Consider the following 18,483-nt stretch of genomic DNA (forward strand, 5'->3'; position numbering starts at 1 on the left):
TCCTTGGCGGTTCGCGAGGGCATCTTTGGCAGCTACCGCGTCAAATGGCGGACCTCCTGCGATGCTTGTTCGGGAAAGTATGCGATCCAGAGGGGACGTGCGCCTTAACCGGCGTTAGCGCCGTGTTCTAACCGCTGCCCTGGCAGGCCAGGTTTACTTGTGCAGACGGGCCGTTTGTCGGGTTTTCCCGTGTCGATCCGGTACGGGTCTGCGGTTGATGGGCTTGAAATCGGCGGATTTCATTTGACTCACGGACGACAGGAAGTGGACACTCGGGGCATATTTTTTTCGGCATGGCTGTTGCAAGCCTTTCGCAAGACGCCGTGCAACTCGTCATTTTCGGCCCGGCAGAAGGCAGGTGGCAGAAGGTAAGAAATGGTTGACATCAATGCATTGAGTTCCGATGACGTTGTCGGAACCTTCCCTACCTCGATAACGCAAAAGCGCGCCTGGTTCATGGATCAGATCCATCCAGGCAATCGCGGGTTGAATATCGCGGTCCGATGGGAACTGCGAGGACCCGTGAGCAGCGATGCTGTCGAGGCCGCATTCCAGAAGATCGTGGATCGTCACGAGGTATTCCGCACCCGGTTCGTGGAACGCGATGGGGAACCGCTTCAGGAGGTGATGCGGCGGGTCGAGTTCAAGCTGAATCGGCTTGATATCCGGAACCTGCCCGAGGCAGCGCGTGACGAGAAGCTGCGGCAGATCGCGCGCGAACATGCAGAAGAACCGTTTGACCTGAGTGAGGCCGGCCTGTTGCGGGTTGCGATGGTGCGGATCGAGACGCAACGCGCCGCGCTGCTGATCTCGGTGCACAACAGCGTTTTCGACGGCTATTCCATCGGGGTGCTGGGCCACGAGTTGGGGTCGTTTTTGGCCGCGAAGGAAGAAGGCAAGCCCGCCGATCTGCCCGAACTGCAGCTGCAATATGGCGATTTCGCGATGTGGCAGGCCGATTACGAGGCGAGCGGCGCCTTCGCCGAGGATGAGGAATATTGGCGGCAGACCCTTGAGGGGATGCGCTATTTCGAGCTTCCCCCGGATCGGCCGCGCCGGGCCAAGGAGCCGGAAAGCCGCAGCTTTGCGGCCGATCTGCCCGCGGATTTCGAAACCCGCCTCGCCGAGACGGCGAAGGCGCTGGAAACCTCGGTCTTTGCGCTGGGGACGGCCGCCTTCGGCATTGCCCTTGAACGGATTTCTTCGCGCCGGGATGTCAGTTTCGCGATTCAGGTCGCCGGCCGGAACGAGGTGGATCTGGAGCCGCTGATCGGGATCTTCACCAATCCGATCGTGCTGCGCTTTGACGTGGACCCGGATGCGTCTCTGTCCGATCATGCCAAGCGGACCCGTGACGTGGTCAACGGTGCGCTGGCGCATCAGACGCTACCGTTTGACCGGCTTGTCCAGGTTCTGAACCCGCCTCGGGACCCGCTGCGCATTCCGCTGGTTTCGATCATGTTCAACCTGCAAAGGGCCTTTCTGAAAGAGCGCACCTACGGTTCGGTCGAACTGGTGTCGGTCCAGTCGCATTCGCCGGGTACGCTCTATGATCTGAACGTGAACATCGTTGGCCGGAATGCGGGCTGGCGAATGGTTATCGACTATAACGCCGATCTCTTCGATGAGGTGACGATCGAGCGGCTGTCGAAGCTGGTCGTCGAGGTGTTTGACGGGCTGATGCACCGGGTCGAGACGCGGATCCACGAGATTGACAGCGGAGTTCCGGATGTACGGGCCGAGCTTGTCGGGGAGTTGGTGCCCCCCGAGATCCGCGCCAGGCCGGCAGCCGAACCGGCGGAGCGGCAGTCCGAAGTCGTGTCGCGGTTGCGGGAGATCTGGTCGGAGGTTCTGGCCTTGCCGGCCGAAAAGGTTACGGGCAACTTCTTCGATCTCGGAGGGTATTCGGTTCTGGCGTTGCGGATGCTGTCAAAGGTCGGCGAATGCTTTGGGGTGCGCCCAAGCCTTAATGCCTTTCTGGCCGAGCCGACAGTCGAGGGCCTTGCGGCTCTGCTGGAAAAAGCGCAGCCGCTGGCCGCTCCGCAAAAGGCCCTGGAGTCGCAACCGGGCGCGATCTGGGATCTGTTCGAGTTGCGGAAGTCTTCGACCGGGGCGCCGGTGCTGATCACGGTGAATCAGCCGTTCATGTATCAGGCCCTGGCGCGTCAGATGACATCGGATTGCGCGGTGGCAAGCCTGAACGTGCCGGGGATGGCCCAGTTGAACACGCTGGAACAGGCGGGCTTTGACAAGGCGGTCGACGAGGCGCTTTCGCCTGTTCTCGAACGCTATTCCGGGCGGCCCTTGATGCTGTGCGGGCTCTGCGTGGATGGTCGGGTGGCGCTTCGGCTTGCACAAAGGCTGAAGGACAAGGGGCAGACCGTTTCATGCGTAGCGATGATCGATACCTGGGCGCCCGGCGCGATCAAGGCGTTTTCTGCCTTCGAGCGGGGGCTTGACCGGTGGCGGATCCGGCTGAGGCGGCTGCGCTACTATCTGGGCCTGCGGCGGCAGGGCGAGATCGGCTGGGGCGATGTCCTGCGGCAGAATGATTTCGCGGCCAAGCTGCTTTCCATGTTCAGCCGGTCGCCGGCAAAGGATGAAACCGCAATTCTGGTCGATGCGACGGTCGACCGCCTGGTTGAACAGACCAAGGCCTATACATTCGCGCACTATGACGGCGAGGTCGCGCTTTTCGTGACCCGCTCGCAGGGGATGGTCCCGCGCGATGGGGTCCTCGGCTGGTCTGACCTGCTGTTGCCGGATGTGGCGGTCTTCCCCGTCAACGGCTGGCACGGGGATGCCTTGATGCGGTCGGGTTTCGGGCGGATCATCGGGGTCCTTGATGTCAAGGCTGCAAGGTTGAACGCGGTCCGAACTTCGGATGAGTGATCCCCTACATCCGCCCTTGCGGATTGTGCTGGTTGTCGATGCGCTGCACGATCTGACTGATGCCGAGGCGCTGTTGATCGACCGGTTGAGCGCGGACCCGAAGGTCGTGATTTGTGGGCGGATCGCCGGTACGGCTGGCCAGCGGGCTGACCCGCTGCCCATCAGTTTGCGTGGCTTTCTGGGTCTTGAACGGTTTGTCGTCGGCCGCCGGATTCTTCCCTATGACACCCGGAAGGCTGTGCGCTTGATGGCGGGCTTGCCCGAGGTCGCGCCAGATGCCGGGTCAGGGGCCTTCGACCTGGCGCTGGTGCTCGGTGCGAAGCGACTGGCGGCCGAGCAGCTTGCACTGGCCCGGTTCGGGGAATGGATGCTGTCCTATGGCGGGGCTGCTGATCCAGGCTGGATCTGGACTGTGCCGGACTTGCGCGCGAAACCCCGCGTCGAGGTCGAAATCACGCAGCGGCACAGCGCGTCTCCCGCGCCGGTCACGATCCGGCGGACAAGCTACAACCCCAAGCCCGGTGCGGTTCTGACCGGAGCTTTCGTTGCGGAAAAATCGGTTCTGTTCCTGCATCATGCCTTGAGCGAACTTGCCGACAGGCGTGCCGTTCCGCAGGGTTCCGGGACACCCCTGATCGCGCCGGCGCCACCGGCTCTCGGGGATGTACTGTCTTATGCAGGCGCCTTTGCCCGCACTTCTTTCCGCAAGTTTTCCGAACGGATACGTGAGCGCCAAAACCGGGCGCGCCAGTTCTGGCGCGTTGCCCATGGCACAGGGTCCGTGACCGCGATCAACCCGATGGAGGCGGCGGATCTGCCGGACCGCAGGCAGATCATGGCGGATCCTTTCCTTTTCGAACATCAGGGAGAGCTGTGGGTCTTTTACGAGGCGATGAGCGGCGGCGGGGGCAACGGTTGGATCGAGGCGGCCCGGCTTCTGCCAGGAGGCACCGGGCCTTCGGTTACGGCCTTGACGCGCCCCTATCACCTGTCTTTTCCTTTCGTGTTTTCCGAAGGTTCTGACATCTTCATGATCCCTGAAACGCAGCAGTCCCGCCGTCTCGAGGTTTGGAGGGCGACCGATTTCCCTACCGAATGGGTTTTGCATGCGACCGCTTTCGAGGGGCAGTACCTGGCTGAATCGAGCCTTTTTCGCGACGATCACGGGCAATGGTGGCTGTTGACGAACCTGTCCGATCATTACGCGTTCCAGGACCATTCCAGCGAACTCTACCTTTTTGCCGTCGATGGTCCTGATCTGAACTCGATCTCCCCACATCCTAAGAACCCGGTCGTTTTCGGGGCTGATCTGGCCCGCAACGCCGGGGCCATCATCCGGCACCGGGGGCGCTTGTACCGGCCCTCGCAGAACAACAGCTTTGGCGTCTATGGTTATGGCCTGAACCTGATGGAAGTCCTTCGTCTCGATGGCGAGGGCTATGAGGAGCGTCTGGCATGGCAACTGACCCCCAAGGACAAACCGGGCAGTCTGGCGCTGCATCATCTGAGCGTGGTCGGAGACCAGTATGTTTTCGACTGGTGCGGCGAATGAAGGCCGCAAGCGCAATCCTTGCCGGTCTGGCGATGACGCTGGGGGGAGCGGCCCCGGCCGAAGAGCCAGCGCCAGGTTTCGTTCTTGGTGTGCAGACACATTTTCAGCAGGGCTGGCCGACGCGGCTGATCGGCGAGGCCAAGCGGCTGGGCGCTCCGGCGGTACGTGACGAACTGAGTTGGTCGCGGGTGGAGGAGGTGAAGGGTTTCTACGACTTTTCCGAGGCTGACCATTACATGAGGCCGCTGATCGAAATCGGTCTTACGCCCCTGATCGTCATGACCGATGATAACCGGCATTATGACTACGGCAAGACGCCGTATTCGGAGGATGGCATCGCCGGTCTGGCAGGCTACATCAGCGCCATTTTCGCACATTACGGAGTGGGCAACATCCAGATCGAGATCGGAAACGAGGTGAATTCCGATGATTTCGTCTCGGGCCCTTTCGTGCGCGACAAGCCAGGCAAACTTGCCGAAACGGTCCGGGCGGTGAGCGACAGGCTGGACCGGGACCATCCGGATGCGCAAATCATCTGCACCGGGCTGAACACCATCGCCATGGGCTTTCTTCGCGCGTTCTTTCAAAAGGGCGGGTTGCAGGCTTGTGACGGCATATCGGTGCATCCCTATCGTGACAATCCCGACACGGTCATGATGGAGTTGGACCGGTTGAAGGATCTGATGCGGGAATTCGGCGGTGAAAAGCCGATCCATGTGACCGAGTTTGGAAAATGGTTCGACGATGCCGGGGAAGCGCCGGACTATATGGTCAAGATGGTCGCCCAGATGGCTGCGGTGGGTGTGCGCGAGGCCTACTGGTACGCGCTGATAGACGAACCATGGTGGCCGAACATGGGGCTGCTGGAGAAGGATGGCGTAACTGCGAAACCCGCGGAGGATGCCTTTCTCCTGCTGCAATCGCGGCTCTTGCCGCTGGGGCCTGTGAGGTCACGCAGCGATGTGCCGACGGTGCGGCTGTTCGAGTTCGGTACAGGCGGGAGGGGCTTTGTTGCATGGGGCAGCGGCGCGCGGCTGCATGTCGAGGGGCAGGCAGACTATGTCGATACGCGGGGCAGGCCCATCGCGCCCGTGGCGCAGCTTTCGGACAGGCCGGTCATCCTGTTCGGAGAGGGGCTTCGGGTTTCGGTCGAGGATCCGCAAGTGGTCGCAGACACCAAGTATCAGTTCAGCCAACCGCCCTGGAGCTATCTTGCCCTGCTTCCGTGGGGCGAGTTGACGACGCTCGAGATGATGGACTGGAACTGGACCAGTTATCGCGGTGCGCCTGATCTGAGGCCCCTGCAAATCGGCGACAAATGGATCACCACGGCCCGGTTTCAAGGCGAACCCTATCACGCCATTGAACGCTTCACCGCGCCCAGGGGAGGCGCCTATCGTGTCGAGGGGTGGTGGCAGGCTTCACCCAAGACCGAGCGTTCACGGTTGATCATCCGCCACAATGGCGAGGTGGTGCTGGACGTACCCAAGATCACACCAGAGCGGTTTTCGCTGGGCGGCCTGTCGGTGATGCTCGATGCCGGGGACACTCTGGATTTCGAATTGGCGCCCACGGGTCCGGACGGGGACGGATCGGTACAGCGCCGCATTCGGGTGTTTGGCCCGCCCTCATCCGGTTGAGGGCGGGCACGTAGCAGGTTCAGTTCGCCGCCGGCCGGGCCGTCCGGCGATAGGATTTCAGCGACGGCTTCTTCGGCCCGCCGGTTTCTCCTTCGTTGCTGTCCGCGAATGCCGCCAGCCGCGCAATCGACGGGTATTGCAGCAAGTGGCGAGCTTCGAGGTTCAGGCCAGCATCGATCAGCCGTGCCGCGATGCGGAACACGGTGAGCGAGTCCGCTCCCAGCGAGAACAACGTCTGAGAGGTGCTGACCTTGTCGAGTCCAAGCACTTCTCTCCAGATCTCTGCCATCTTGGTTTCGGTCGGTGTTTTCGGGTCCGTATGGAGCGCCGTCACCGTCGCCGAGACCTCGGGGTCGGGCAGGGCCTTCCGGTCAAGTTTGCCATTTGCCGTTTGCGGCAAGGTGCTGAGAAACACCCAGGCCGAAGGTACCATATAGCCCGGAAGCCTTTCGGACAGGTATTGGGCAAGGGCATCTGGTCCGGGGTCGCGTCCGGCTTCGGCGACGACATAGCCGACCAGTTGTTGGTCGCCCCGTGGCGAGGGTTTCAGGGCGACAGCCGCCAGCTTGACATTGGCATGCGCGCGCAAGGCGGCTTCGACTTCGCCCAGTTCGATACGGAACCCTCTGAGCTTGATCTGGCCATCATTGCGGCCGAGCACCTGGATCGACCCATCTGGCAAGCGTCGGGCCAGGTCACCGGTCTTGTAGAGTGTTTCGGTCTTGCCGTTCACCGTCACCTGGCGGAAGGCCTCGGCTGTCAGGTCCGGGCGGCGGAAATAGCCCTTTGCAAGACCGGCCCCACCAATGTTGAGTTCGCCAATGGCGCCAATGGGAAGCAGGCGGTTCTGCGGGTCGAGAACATGCAGCGAGGTATTTGCGATCGGATGTCCTATGGTGACAGGCGCTTCGGGTTCGATCCGCGCAATAGCCGACCAGATCGTGGTTTCGGTCGGGCCATAGACATTCCAGACTGCGCCGCCGCCAGCCGTCAGCTTGCCGGCAAGATCGGCGGGCAGGGGTTCCCCCCCGGCCAGCATGGTGAATCCCGGCGTGGGGGTGAAACCGGCCTCGAGCATCATCTGCCAGAGGGTCGGAGTGGCCTGCATATGGGTGATGTCGCCCATCTTCAGGCGATTGACCAGCCGGAAGCCATCCAGCACGTCCTCATGCGACGCAATTACAGTCCGGCCGCCCTGGATCAGTGGCAGGAATATCTCGAGCACCGAGATGTCGAACATCGTCGTCGTGACCGCCAGGAGAACATCGTTCTGGCCGAACCCGGGTTCTCGTGCCATCGAGGTCAGAAGGTTGACGACAGAGCGATGGCTGATCTCGACCCCTTTTGGTGTTCCGGTCGAGCCTGAGGTGAACATCACATAGGCCGTGGCATCGCCACCAACCTTGACGGGCGCGGGCGCGCCGCCGGTATCGAGCGAGTGCAGCGGGATCGCGGGAAGATCGAGCCCTGCTGCGAATTCCGGCATGCCAGGCTGATCGTGGACAATGCCTGACACGTCGGCATTTTCCAGGATCATGCGCAGCCTGGCCATGGGCTGGGACGGGTCTATCGGAACATAGGCGTTTCCGGATTTCATCACGCCCAGCAAAGCGGCCACGCAGTCTGTCGAACGCGGAAGGGCAACTGCGATACGTCCGCCCGGGGCAAGGTCCAGATCCTGGATGGCCTTCGCCATGGCGTCGCTTCGCTCCGCCAGCTGCCGATAGGTCATCTGCTGGACGCCGCATTCCAGCGCCACCTTGTCGGGTCGTTCGGCGGTGCGCTGGCCAATCAGCTGATGCACGGTCTGGACGGTTGGCAGGTCCTGTGTGGTTCGGTTCGTTGCTTCGGCAATCCACGCGGCCTGATCGGCTGTTAGAACGGACAGATCCGCCAAGGGCCGGCCTGTATCGGCCGCGATTTCGGACAGGACGGTTTCCAGATGCCCGATCCAGCGCTGAACGGTTTCCGCATCGAAGACATCTGAGTTGTAGTCCACATCAACGCGCAGACCGTCGCGGCGCTCGACGATGTTGAAGAACAGGTCGAAATTCACCGCCGTCTTCGGGTTCGGCGCGACGGTCATCCGCACCGGGCCCATCTCGACACTTTCGCTCAGCCGTTCCAGGTTGAACTGGATCTCGGTCAGCGGAAGGCGGTTGAGCGACCGTTCGACATTCAGATCCCGGACCAGGGTGCCATAGGTATAATCCTGATGATCGAAGGCGTTCATCACCTGATCGCTCACATGGCTGAGGTGATCCGCAATCGATCCGCCTTCAGTCTGTTTTGCCCGGATCGGAAGGAAGTTGACGCAATGCCCGACCATATCGCTGTTTTCAAGCAGGGCCTGGCCGCCCGTCGGAACGCCCAGCACGATATCGTCCGAGCCGCTGAGCCGGCTCATGACGATTTGCAGCCCGGCAAACAGCGTGGTGAACAGCGTGCAGCCCAGCGATGCGCCGGCCTTGCGGGCTGCGCGCATCACATCGCCCGGAATATGCGCCGTGCATGTCGCGCCGTGATAGGTCTTCAGGGCTGGCCGGGGCCGATCGGTGGGAAGCTCGGGCAGGTCAGGGACATCCGCATATTGCGCGCGCCAGAAGTCGCGGGTTTCGACCGAGGGTTCGACGCCGGATTTGCGCTTGGCCAAGGCAGCGAAAGAAGGGGCCGGGGGCAGGTTGGCCGGGGTTCCGTCAACCTCCTGACGATAGAGGGCGGCAAGTTCCCTGGACAGCACGTTGTAAGACCAGCCGTCGCACACGATGTGATGTGCATTGATAACCAGAACATGGTCTTCGACAGAACGTCGCACCAGGAAGGCGCGGAAAGGCGGGCCGGAAACGATGTCGATCTCGGTGGCCGAATCCTCCTCCAGAAGCTGCCGCAGCGCCGCTTCGGGATCGTCCTCGCCGCTCAGGTCGTGTAGTGCGAGCGGTAGAGTAAAGGGTTCGAGGATATCGAAGGTTTCGCCATTTCGCGCAAAGACCTGCCGCAGCCCGTCATGGCGTGCGATCAGGGTATCGAACGCGGTCTGAAGCGCTTTGGTATCCAGAGGCCCGCGCAAGTCGAAGGACGCGCTTTCGTTGAAGCTGCACGATGCAGCGGCACCTTGCTGGCTCGTCATCCAGATTTCACGCTGTGCCTCGGTCAGCGGGATGTCTGTTGTTGGCGGAGTTTCCCGCTGAACGGGGGCCATTGCGGCTGGTCGTGCCACGGTTGCCGTTTCGGACGGCTGGCCGGAGGCCAGAATGCCCACGCTGCGCAGCGCGTCGATGGATTGCTCGAACACCTCGACCACTCTCTGATAATCGGCCGGGGCATGGGCGGTTGTGAAGATGCAGGGATAGCCGATCTGAACGTGAATGCCTGCAGATCGCATCAGTGGGAAAAGCAGCGCGGCATTGGCGTCATGGTCGGTCACATGCGGGACGAACCAGCTCGAATAGGTCTCGATCATGGCGGGAAGGCCACGCGCGGCAAGGACGGCGTTCATCTTGGCGACGGCCTCGGCAGTGCGGTTCGCGGTTTCGGTCCAGAGCGCATCGCCATGGTTTTCGAGATATTCGAGTGTTGCGTCGACTGCGGCGACAACCAGCGGGTGCCGCACGAAGGTTCCGGCAAAGAAAGTCGGCATCGCTTCGGGAACCGAGTCATCGCCGAATTGCCACATGCCGCCGTCGAGGGCATCCATGAACCGGGCCGAACCGGCAAGCATGCCGATGGGCATGCCGCCTCCGACAACCTTGCCATAAGTCGCCATATCGCCCTGGATATCCCAAACGCCCTGCATGCCGCGTGGCCCGACCCGGAAGCCGGTCACGACCTCGTCAAAGACCAGGGCCGCGCCCCCGTCGCGCGTGATTTCGCGGAGAGCCAGAACGAAGTCGCGCGGGCGCAGGTCTGGGTGGCGGCTTTGGACCGGTTCGACCACGACGCCTGCGACACTTGCGATATTCGCGCGGATCCAGTCAAGACTGGCCTGGCTGTCGTAGGGCAGGACCACCATGTTCGACAGGCTTGATCGCGGAATGCCGGGGGCAATCGGGAGGGCGGCGGGCTCTCCCGTGCCTTTCTTGCCCTTGACGAGTACCTCGTCGAACTGGCCGTGATAGTCGTTGGAAAAGACGACGATCTTTTCCCGACCGGTTACGGTGCGGGCCACCCGCATGGCGGCCATGACTGCCTCGGAACCGGTGTTGCAGAAGGTCGCGCGTTCGTGACCCACGAACCTGGCGAACCGTTCGGCGACCGGGCCTGCATTATCGCTCTGCGGACCGATGGCAAAACCGCGTTCCATCTGGCGGGTGATGGCCTCGATCAGGAAATCCGGCGAATGGCCGAAAGCGGTCTGGCCGAAGCCGTTGACCAGATCGATGTATTCGTTGCCGTCTATGTCCCAGAGGCGGGCGCCCTTGGAGCGTTCGCATACCACGGGAAAGACCAGTTCCTTCCATTCCGCACGGAAGCCGGAAGCGGTTCTGGGGTCGGCCAGGACATGGCGGTATTTCTGTACATAAGCCTTTGATTTCGGGCTGCGTTCGCTGTAGCGCCTTGCCAGATCCTGGGCAAAAACCAGCTGTTCCGGCGTCAGATCTCCGCCTGCGGCGTTGGTGGCCCGTCCGATCGAGAAGACGCGTTTGGGCGCGGGCTTGTCCTGGGCGCTTTCCTCGGGCGCTTGGTCCTGCTGCTGGGCCGGGGCCGGTATTGCGGCAGGCATCGCGGCAGGTGCAGCGGCGGGCTGCGCCGGTGTCGGCGAGGCGGCGAATTGCGCCGGGCTGACCGTCGCCTGAACGCCGCCGGAAAGCGCCGAAATCTGTTGCGAGATGATCTGCTGCATCGTCGCAAGCTGCATCTGCATAAGCGAGGCGACCGAACCATCCGCGGGCAGGGGCGTCGACGTCGCGGCGGGGGCAGGCACGGCGACGCCGGCCTGCTCGGGTAGGGGCGCCTGCTGTGCGGGCTGGGCCACCGGCTGGGCTGCTTCCGCGACGGCGGCAGGCTCGGGCGGAAGGTTCTCGTCCAGATAGGCGGCCACGGCGTTGGTTGTCGGGTAATTGGCCAGCAACTGGCGGAAGGTCAGGTCAACGCCGTAATCCGCTGTGAGTTTCTGGCTGACCTGTCCAAGAAACAGCGAGTCGAAACCGAGATCGAGGAAGGAAACGTCGGCATCCTCGGGCGAAAGGTCCTCGCCGGATATGTCGCTCAGCATGGCGAGAAGTTCGGCCGCGAGCCGCGGTTTGCGGTCGGCAGTCGGGGCAGGGGCAGGGGCAGCAGTGGCCATCGGAGGCACCTCGGAGGAAATGGATTGGGTCGTTGCAATGGCGGAGGCCGGGAGAGCGGCGTCCGGAACGGATTGTTCTGTCACGGCTTCGGCGCCGGGGCGGGGCGGCTCGATCCAATGCAGTTTGCGTTGGAATGCATATGTGGGCAGCGGCACCCGCCGGGTTCCGCGCGGACCAAGTTTGCGCCAGTCTACCTGGCCGCCGGCGCACCAGATCTGACCGAAGCCCTTTGCCATTGAAATGTCGTCGCTTTCGGTGCGGGTGTGGTCCGGAAGGGACTGGACGATCGCCACCTCCGCGTCGCGCGGCAGGGTTTGCCTTGCAAAGGCCGACAGGGTGTTTCCTGCCCCGACTTCCAGAAGAATGGCTGGGGTCTCCGCGGTCAGGGTGCTGACGGCATCCTGAAAATTGACCGTCGCGCGGGCTTGATGCGCCCAATAGGATGGATCGGTGCATTCGGCATCCGTGATCCATTTCCCCGTCACGCAACTGACATAAGGAATGCCGGCCGGGTTGAGGCGGACCCCGGACAGGGCTGTTGCCAGGGCGGAACAGACAGGGTCCATCATGTTCGAATGGAACGCATGCGAGGTGTGCAGGCGCGAGCAGGCAATGCCTGCTGCCTTGAGCCGTCCTTCCATCCGGTCGATCGCGTCGAAACCGCCGGCCAGCACATTCAGTTGCGGCGCGTTTCGGGCCGCGATATCGACGCTGCCGTCCAGATGGGGCGTCAGGGCATCCAAGGGAGCACGAACCGACAGCATCGCCCCACCCGGCTGCGACTGCATCAGTTCTCCGCGCTGCGCGATGATGCCGAGACCGGTTTCGAAATCCATCACGCCGGCAAGCGCGGCTGCGGTGAACTCGCCCACGGAATGGCCGATCATCGCCTTCGGATGTACGCCGCGCGCCATCCAGAGTTTGGCGCAGGCGAACTGGGTCAGGAACAGGGCGGGCTGGGTCAGCCGGGTCTCTCGCAGGGCGCGAGCGGCGCTTTCATCGCTGGGATCGCCGAAACAGAGCATGGTCTTGACATCGAGCCCCAGGATCGGACGCAGGATCTCGGCGCCTGCGTCGATCCATCGGGCGAATTCCGGCTCGCTGCTGTAAAGTCCGCTTCCCATGCCGGGGTATTGCGAACCCTGACCAGGAAACATGAACGAAACCGGTGGGTTGCCTGCCAAAGCCGGCTTGCGCGGTACGGCTGCGCCGCGCAGGGCCGAGGCGATGGATGCGTGATCCTTGCCCGCAACGGAAGTTCGATATTCGAACGTGGCGCGGCCCTCCTGAAGGGTAAAGGCGGCGTCGGCGAGGGACGGCGGGTTTTCTGCTTCGAGCGTATCCGCCAATCTGCCTTGCATTTCGGACAGGGCCTCGGGCGTCTTGGCCGAGAGCACGATGGCCTGGACAGTCTCTGGCTCTTCCACGGCGGGCAGCCTCGGTGCTTCTTCCATGATCAGATGGGCATTTGTCCCGCCGACCCCGAATGAACTGACCCCGGCGCGCAACGGGTGCGGAGCGTCCCATGGCGCCAGACCGGTGGGAATCCGGAAGGGCGTATCGGCGAGGTTTATGTTCTTGTTCATCGTCTTGAAATTCGCTACCGGCGGCAGCTCGCGATGGGTCAGCATCAACGCGGTCTTGATGACGCTGACAACTCCTGCGGCGGCATCCATATGGCCGATGTTGCCTTTCACCGAACCGAGGGTGCAGCTCGCCTCGGGCAGGCCATTTCCGAAAGCCTGGCGCAGCCCGCTGATTTCGATCGGGTCGCCCAACGGGGTCGCGGTGCCGTGGCATTCGACATAGGAAACAGTTCCGGCCGCGATATCGGCATCCTTGTGAGCCAGTGCGATGGCGGCGGCCTGACCGGAAACCGAAGGCGCGGTATAAGAGATCTTGTCCGCGCCATCATTGTTGATCCCGGCACCACGGATGACGGCATAGATGTGATCGCCATCCGCGACCGCGTCTTTCAGGCGGCGCAGGACAACCACGCCGGCGCCGCTCGAGAAGACAGTGCCGGAGGCTTCGGCGTCGAACGGGCGGCAGGTGCCATCGTCCGATGCAAGACCGCCCTCTTGCGTCAGGTATCCGCGGCGTTGCGGGAAGGTGATGGAGACACCGCCGGCCAGCGCGGTGTCGCACTGTCCCGAGCGGAGGTTCAGCATCGCCTGCGCAATCGCCGTCAGAGAGGTGGAACAGGCCGTCTGCACGGTCATCGCCGGACCGCGAAGGTTCAGTTTGTAGGAAACCCGCGTTGACAGGCAATCGTTGAGATTGCCTGTCATTTCGGCAAATTTACCGGTCTGGTAATTCGAGGTGAACTCCTCGGCCTGGCTGCGGTCACCCAAAAGATTGTGGATCAGGTAGGTGCTCATCGAACAGCCTGCAAAGACTCCGACCGGCACCTTCATGTGCAGCGGATCGCGCCCGCTGTCTTCCAACGCCTCATAGCAGATTTCGAGAAAGACGCGGGCCTGCGGATCGGTGACGGCAGCTTCGCGCGGGTACATCGAGAAGAACTTGGCGTCGAAAAGTCCGGCATCGGGCAGGCCGGGCCGGACCGGGACGTAGTTGCCGCCGGACCGCTGGGTTGCGGTAAAGCTGTCCTCAAGCTCCTCCGGGGCAAAGGGACGGATCAGGTTCGTGCCCTTGCGCAGGTGCTCCCAGAATTCGGGAATCGAGTTGACGCCGGGCAGTCGCGCCGCCATGCCGACGATGGCAATGGCATTCTCCGGAAGATCCGCCGGCGTTTCCTTTCGGTCGCCGGGTGCGGGGCGGGGAGTTGCGGCGGTCAGGAGCAGGGGGTCGGCCGGAGCGCTTTCGTTGACGATCTGGGCCAGCTTCGCTGAAAGCGCCCCCAGCCGGGGCACCTCGAACATGATGGTGATGTCGAAGCTGGTGCCCAGCTTTTTCATGAGCGCCGCGTGTACATCGACCAGTTGCAGTGACGTGCCCCCGGCTTCGAAGAAGGTCATGTCGTCGGGGACCGGGCCACAGCCCAAGGCCTCGTCCCAAAGCCGGGCGACAATCGCTTCGGCCTGTCTGGCGGTCATTTTCACCCGTTGGCTGTGGAAGGTGGGGCGCGCGGGGCTCTGCGCCGGCGCGTCTTCGGTCTCGAGCAGGCGAAGCAGCGCCTTGCGGTCGACCTTGCTGTTCACGGTCAGTGGGAAATCGGCGACCACACGGTTCACCCGGGGCAACATGCCGTCGGGCAGGACCTTGCCCAATTCGCGCATGACCTCGCGGATATAGACGGTATGATCCTCGGGCATCGGGCCTTCGGGTTTCAGGAATGAGGCGATGCGCTTCTCGCCCGTCCTGGCCGTGACCAACACGACGGCGGCATCGACCAGCATGGGAAGGGCACGGAGGTTGTGTTCAATTTCATCCAGTTCGATGCGGCGACCGCCGAGCTTGACCTGCCGGTCGACCCGTCCGTGGAACTCATAGACCCCGTCTTTGCGGCGCCGCACAAGATCCCCCGTCAGATAGACCCGGCCGGTTTTCCCGGGGCGGGGATCTTCGATGAAGGACTCTGCCGTGCGGTCAGGCTGGTTGAGATAGCCAAGCGCCACGCTGGGACCAGCGGCGACGAGTTGCCCAAGCTCTCCTTCGCCCAGAACCGCATGGTTTTCATCGATCACGAAACATTCGCAATGCCCGGTCGGAACCCCGATCGGGATCGAGCCGGCATCGAGATCGGCGGCGGTCACCAGATGCATGGTTGTGAAGACGGAGTTTTCGGTCGGCCCATAGCCGTTTAGGATCGCGATCCGGGGATTTGCCTGCATCAATCGGCGGGTCAGCGGCACCGACATCACGTCGCCGCCGGCGCGGAACTGCCGCAGGCCCACAAGAGTGTCGAGGTGATGCTCGATCATCAGGTGGGCGAGACCGGTATAGAAAAAGGCGACGGTGACCTTTTCCTGTTGAATGGTCCGGGCCAGAACATCGAGCGCGGGTTTCGGCTGGCTCACCACGACGACTGCGGCGCCGATCAGCAGCGGAGCCCAGATTTCCCAGGTCGATCCGTCACACGCGATCGTCGAATTGGCGAGGCAAACGTCGGTAGGAAAAAACGGGTCGAACGGCTGATCGTAGCCCAACCGCGCAATCGCCCGGTGCGGCAAGACTACGCCTTTGGGTTTGCCGGTCGAGCCCGAGGTGTACATGATATAGCAGGCATCTTCGCCGCCGCGCTGCGGGAAATCAGGCGTGGCCGATGGTGCTTTGCGCAGGACGTCCTTGATGGCAAGGCGCGCCGTGCCCTGAATGGTCAGGCTTTCGGCCAGGTCCAGATAGGGATCGTCCCAGAGGATGGCCGAGGGGCGGGAGTCATCGATGACATATGCGAGCTGCTTGGAATCATAGGCAGGGTCGAGCGGAACATAGGCTCCCCCGGCCCGCATGATCCCCGCCATGGCGAGCACGGATTCAGGTGTTCTGTCGGTGATCAGGGCGACATTGTCCCCTGGTTTTACCCCGTTGGCGATCAGATGCCAGGCAATGCGGTCCGCGGCATCGGCCATTTCGGCATAGCTGTACCGCCTTCCATCGCCGGTGAGGGCGAGATTGTCCGGAAACAGTGCGCATGCGCGAAGAAAATGGGAATACAGATCCGAATTGGGATCGTATTTCAGATTTGAAAAGTCATCGCGTTCAATCGTGTCTATCATTCGGCGTCCCCAATAAAAACTTGGGGGTGCGAAATCCTTCGCGCGTGAGTGTAATGGCTGCAAAAGAACCTTGCCGTATCGGCTTGGCCCGCTCCCCCAAGACTTTGAACAAACAGCGAAATCGTACCTTGATAGGTCGAGCGTAAGAGAAGGATTGGGAAATTGTAAACTGGATTTTGGTTTTTCAAGCTGGACGGGGTCCCGAACCCCACCCGGTTTGCGAAGGTTTTTTTACGGGAATTGGCTTGATGTTTCGCGCAGACGGTATTTGCGGATCTCGATACCACAAAATGTTGGGGAGAGTAATAATCCGAAGATTCAACCTGCGTGAAATTGTGTTGCCTCAAATTCCTGCCGTGCCGATGGTCTGATCACACAGTTTCCGGGATTTTTCGGCCTAGGAAAGAATCATCCAGAGAATAGCGCCCCAGGCGGTTGTGCAAAACCCGATGACCACCCAGCGCAATGCCCGCCCGCTGGCCGGTAGGCACATGCGCTGTGACTGCCATTTATGGCCCTGTGCAGGCGACGCGTTACGTGAGGCTTCGATCTCGCTGTCCATGCCGCGTTATATCGTGCTTTCCTTGCATCTTTACAAATTCGGTAGATTTGAGTGTGGGTTGGCGAAAAACGGCTTACCGAACGGCTGCTTGATGCGGACTTGCCATCATGGCCCAGTGGTGGCGAACTCGTCGCCCGAACGCGGCGGGCCCTGGTTGCAGGGTTTTCGTGGGATGGTGCCTATCGCCGCCGTGCAAGGGCACCACGGATTGAGCCGTTCAGGTTCCTGTCCAGGATAAGAAGGACCGGAATGTAGACGAGCAGGATACACAGGCAGAGCAGAAGGAAGCGTGCCAGGGGGGACATATGCTGCATCACTCCGGTATGTTGCACCAGCAGCGGCAATGCCAGAGCCGCGAGAAGTGCGGGGAAGATCCGCCAGCTTTGGAAAAGGATCCGGGCCCAGTTGATGTTGAGCTGCCGGCGCATCACCACGGCGCTGATAATGAAGACCATGATCGCGGCGACGACCTCGGCCAGGGCGGTTGTCACAAGCCCGAACCTAGCGCCGATCGTGACGCAACTTATGGAAATGACCGAGTAGATCAAGATCAGGCGCGGCAGCAGTTCCGTCTTGCCGCTCAATGACATGATCGGAACAGTGGCGTGACCCGGTATCCGGATCAGGCTCGCGAGGGCAAGAATTTGCACGACGGGCGCGGCCGGGGCCCAATCGGCGCCCAGCAGTGCGTCAACCAGGATTGGTGCAAGCACGGCCACACCGACAAAGATCGGGGTTGCGGCGTAGAGTTGAATGCGGAAGAAGACCTGCGAAAACCCATCGAACCCGTCGCCTTGTGTCTCACGGTTGCGGACCTTGCGAAACAGGTTCCAAGCCAGTACGCGGGTCGGTTCGCCGACGATCTCCTCGAAGGCCGAGACAATGCGTTGGCCCGCCCGGAAATACCCGACAGCCGCGGCCCCCATGAACCCGGCAATGACGAATGTCGCGGCATAGATACGCAGGTTGACCAGGATGCGTGTCGCGATGATGTGTTTTGAAAATTGGGCCATCTCGCCCACAAGGGACAGCGGTATCTGCCGGACCGGACTGAGGCGCGAGGCCACGGCCGCGGACAGGCACCATGTAAACGAATTGGCCAAACGTCCATAGGCGAGAGCCAGGACGCCATGACCTGCGTAAAGCGCCCAGATTGCGACCACGAGATTGACCGCCTCTCCGATCATGACGCTCAAGGCCGAGGCGGTCAGTTTGTTCTGGTGGTTGAGAACACCTCCGTAAGCGGCCCCAGTCGAGGAAAAGAAGACGCTGAAGGCAAGCACCAGGCCGACCCTGGTGGCATCGGGCGCGTCGGTCGCCACATGGGCGAAAAGAGAAATCACCACGCCCAGGATCACCACCGCCCCGCCGCTGAGCATGGCGACCAGCAGTGTGCCGCGCAAGCGATAGACATCGTCTTCGCATTGCATGATGTATTCCGGCCACCCTGCGGTCGCCAACTGGTTCAATATGACGATGAAGGCCGCGACAAAGGCGAAGAGGCCAAATTCCTCCGGCGACATCATACGAGCGGCGAAGATCAGGATCGTGAACTGGGCGAGTTGTACAAAGACGCGGGAAACGACGGTCCAACTGCCGCCGCTCAAAGCCGTTTCCGGTTTTTTCTGCGGTTCGTGAGATTTGGTCATACCGGTCTTTGCATTTTCGCCGGCGGGAAAAACGAGGCGCGAAGGATGCCCGCAAGAACCCGCTCATTCAATCAAGGTGCCTGAAATTCGGATGAGGTGTCGATAACAGTTTGGCTCCGAGTATGGTCGGTGCAATCCAGTATTCAAGCGAAACTTGGTGTGGCGCGATCCGGCAGGACGCCTGCCTTGTTGATTGCGGTGGCGGCCTGCAAAACGGATAT

The 18,483-nt window shown here is 61.9% G+C and carries 5 protein-coding genes; 3 read left to right on the top strand and 2 right to left on the bottom strand.

Annotated elements, in window-relative coordinates; translation table 11 throughout:
• Positions 1–375 precede the first annotated feature (375 nt).
• From BLT75_RS00365 to BLT75_RS00375, 3 genes are read left to right on the top strand one after another with little or no spacing between them, the layout of a single operon-like run.
• Positions 376–2,892, top strand: coding sequence for a condensation domain-containing protein (locus tag BLT75_RS00365; protein ID WP_093026735.1), 2,517 nt, complete (start codon positions 376–378; stop codon positions 2,890–2,892).
• Positions 2,885–4,444, top strand: coding sequence for a glucosamine inositolphosphorylceramide transferase family protein (locus BLT75_RS00370; protein ID WP_143028488.1), 1,560 nt, complete (start codon positions 2,885–2,887; stop codon positions 4,442–4,444). The genes BLT75_RS00365 and BLT75_RS00370 overlap by 8 nt, the downstream gene beginning before the upstream one ends.
• Positions 4,441–6,084: a hypothetical protein gene (locus BLT75_RS00375; protein WP_093026737.1), complete on the top strand. Its 1,644-nt coding sequence runs from the start codon at positions 4,441–4,443 to the stop codon at positions 6,082–6,084. Before BLT75_RS00370 ends, BLT75_RS00375 begins: the two co-directional genes overlap by 4 nt.
• Positions 6,085–6,103: 19 nt before the next feature.
• Here the strand turns inward: BLT75_RS00375 and BLT75_RS00380 are convergent, their stop codons facing one another.
• Together BLT75_RS00380 and BLT75_RS00385 are read right to left on the bottom strand one after the other, a co-directional pair.
• Positions 6,104–16,051: a hybrid non-ribosomal peptide synthetase/type I polyketide synthase gene (locus tag BLT75_RS00380; protein ID WP_093026738.1), complete on the bottom strand. Its 9,948-nt coding sequence runs from the start codon at positions 16,049–16,051 to the stop codon at positions 6,104–6,106.
• Positions 16,052–16,792: 741 nt separating this feature from the next.
• On the bottom strand, positions 16,793–18,262 hold the full coding sequence (locus BLT75_RS00385) for an oligosaccharide flippase family protein (RefSeq protein ID WP_093026739.1): 1,470 nt from the start codon (positions 18,260–18,262) through the stop codon (positions 16,793–16,795).
• Between the last annotated feature and the right edge of the window lie 221 nt (positions 18,263–18,483).

The sequence above is a fragment of the Ruegeria marina genome (assembly GCF_900101475.1).
Lineage (GTDB): Bacteria > Pseudomonadota > Alphaproteobacteria > Rhodobacterales > Rhodobacteraceae > Ruegeria_B > Ruegeria_B marina.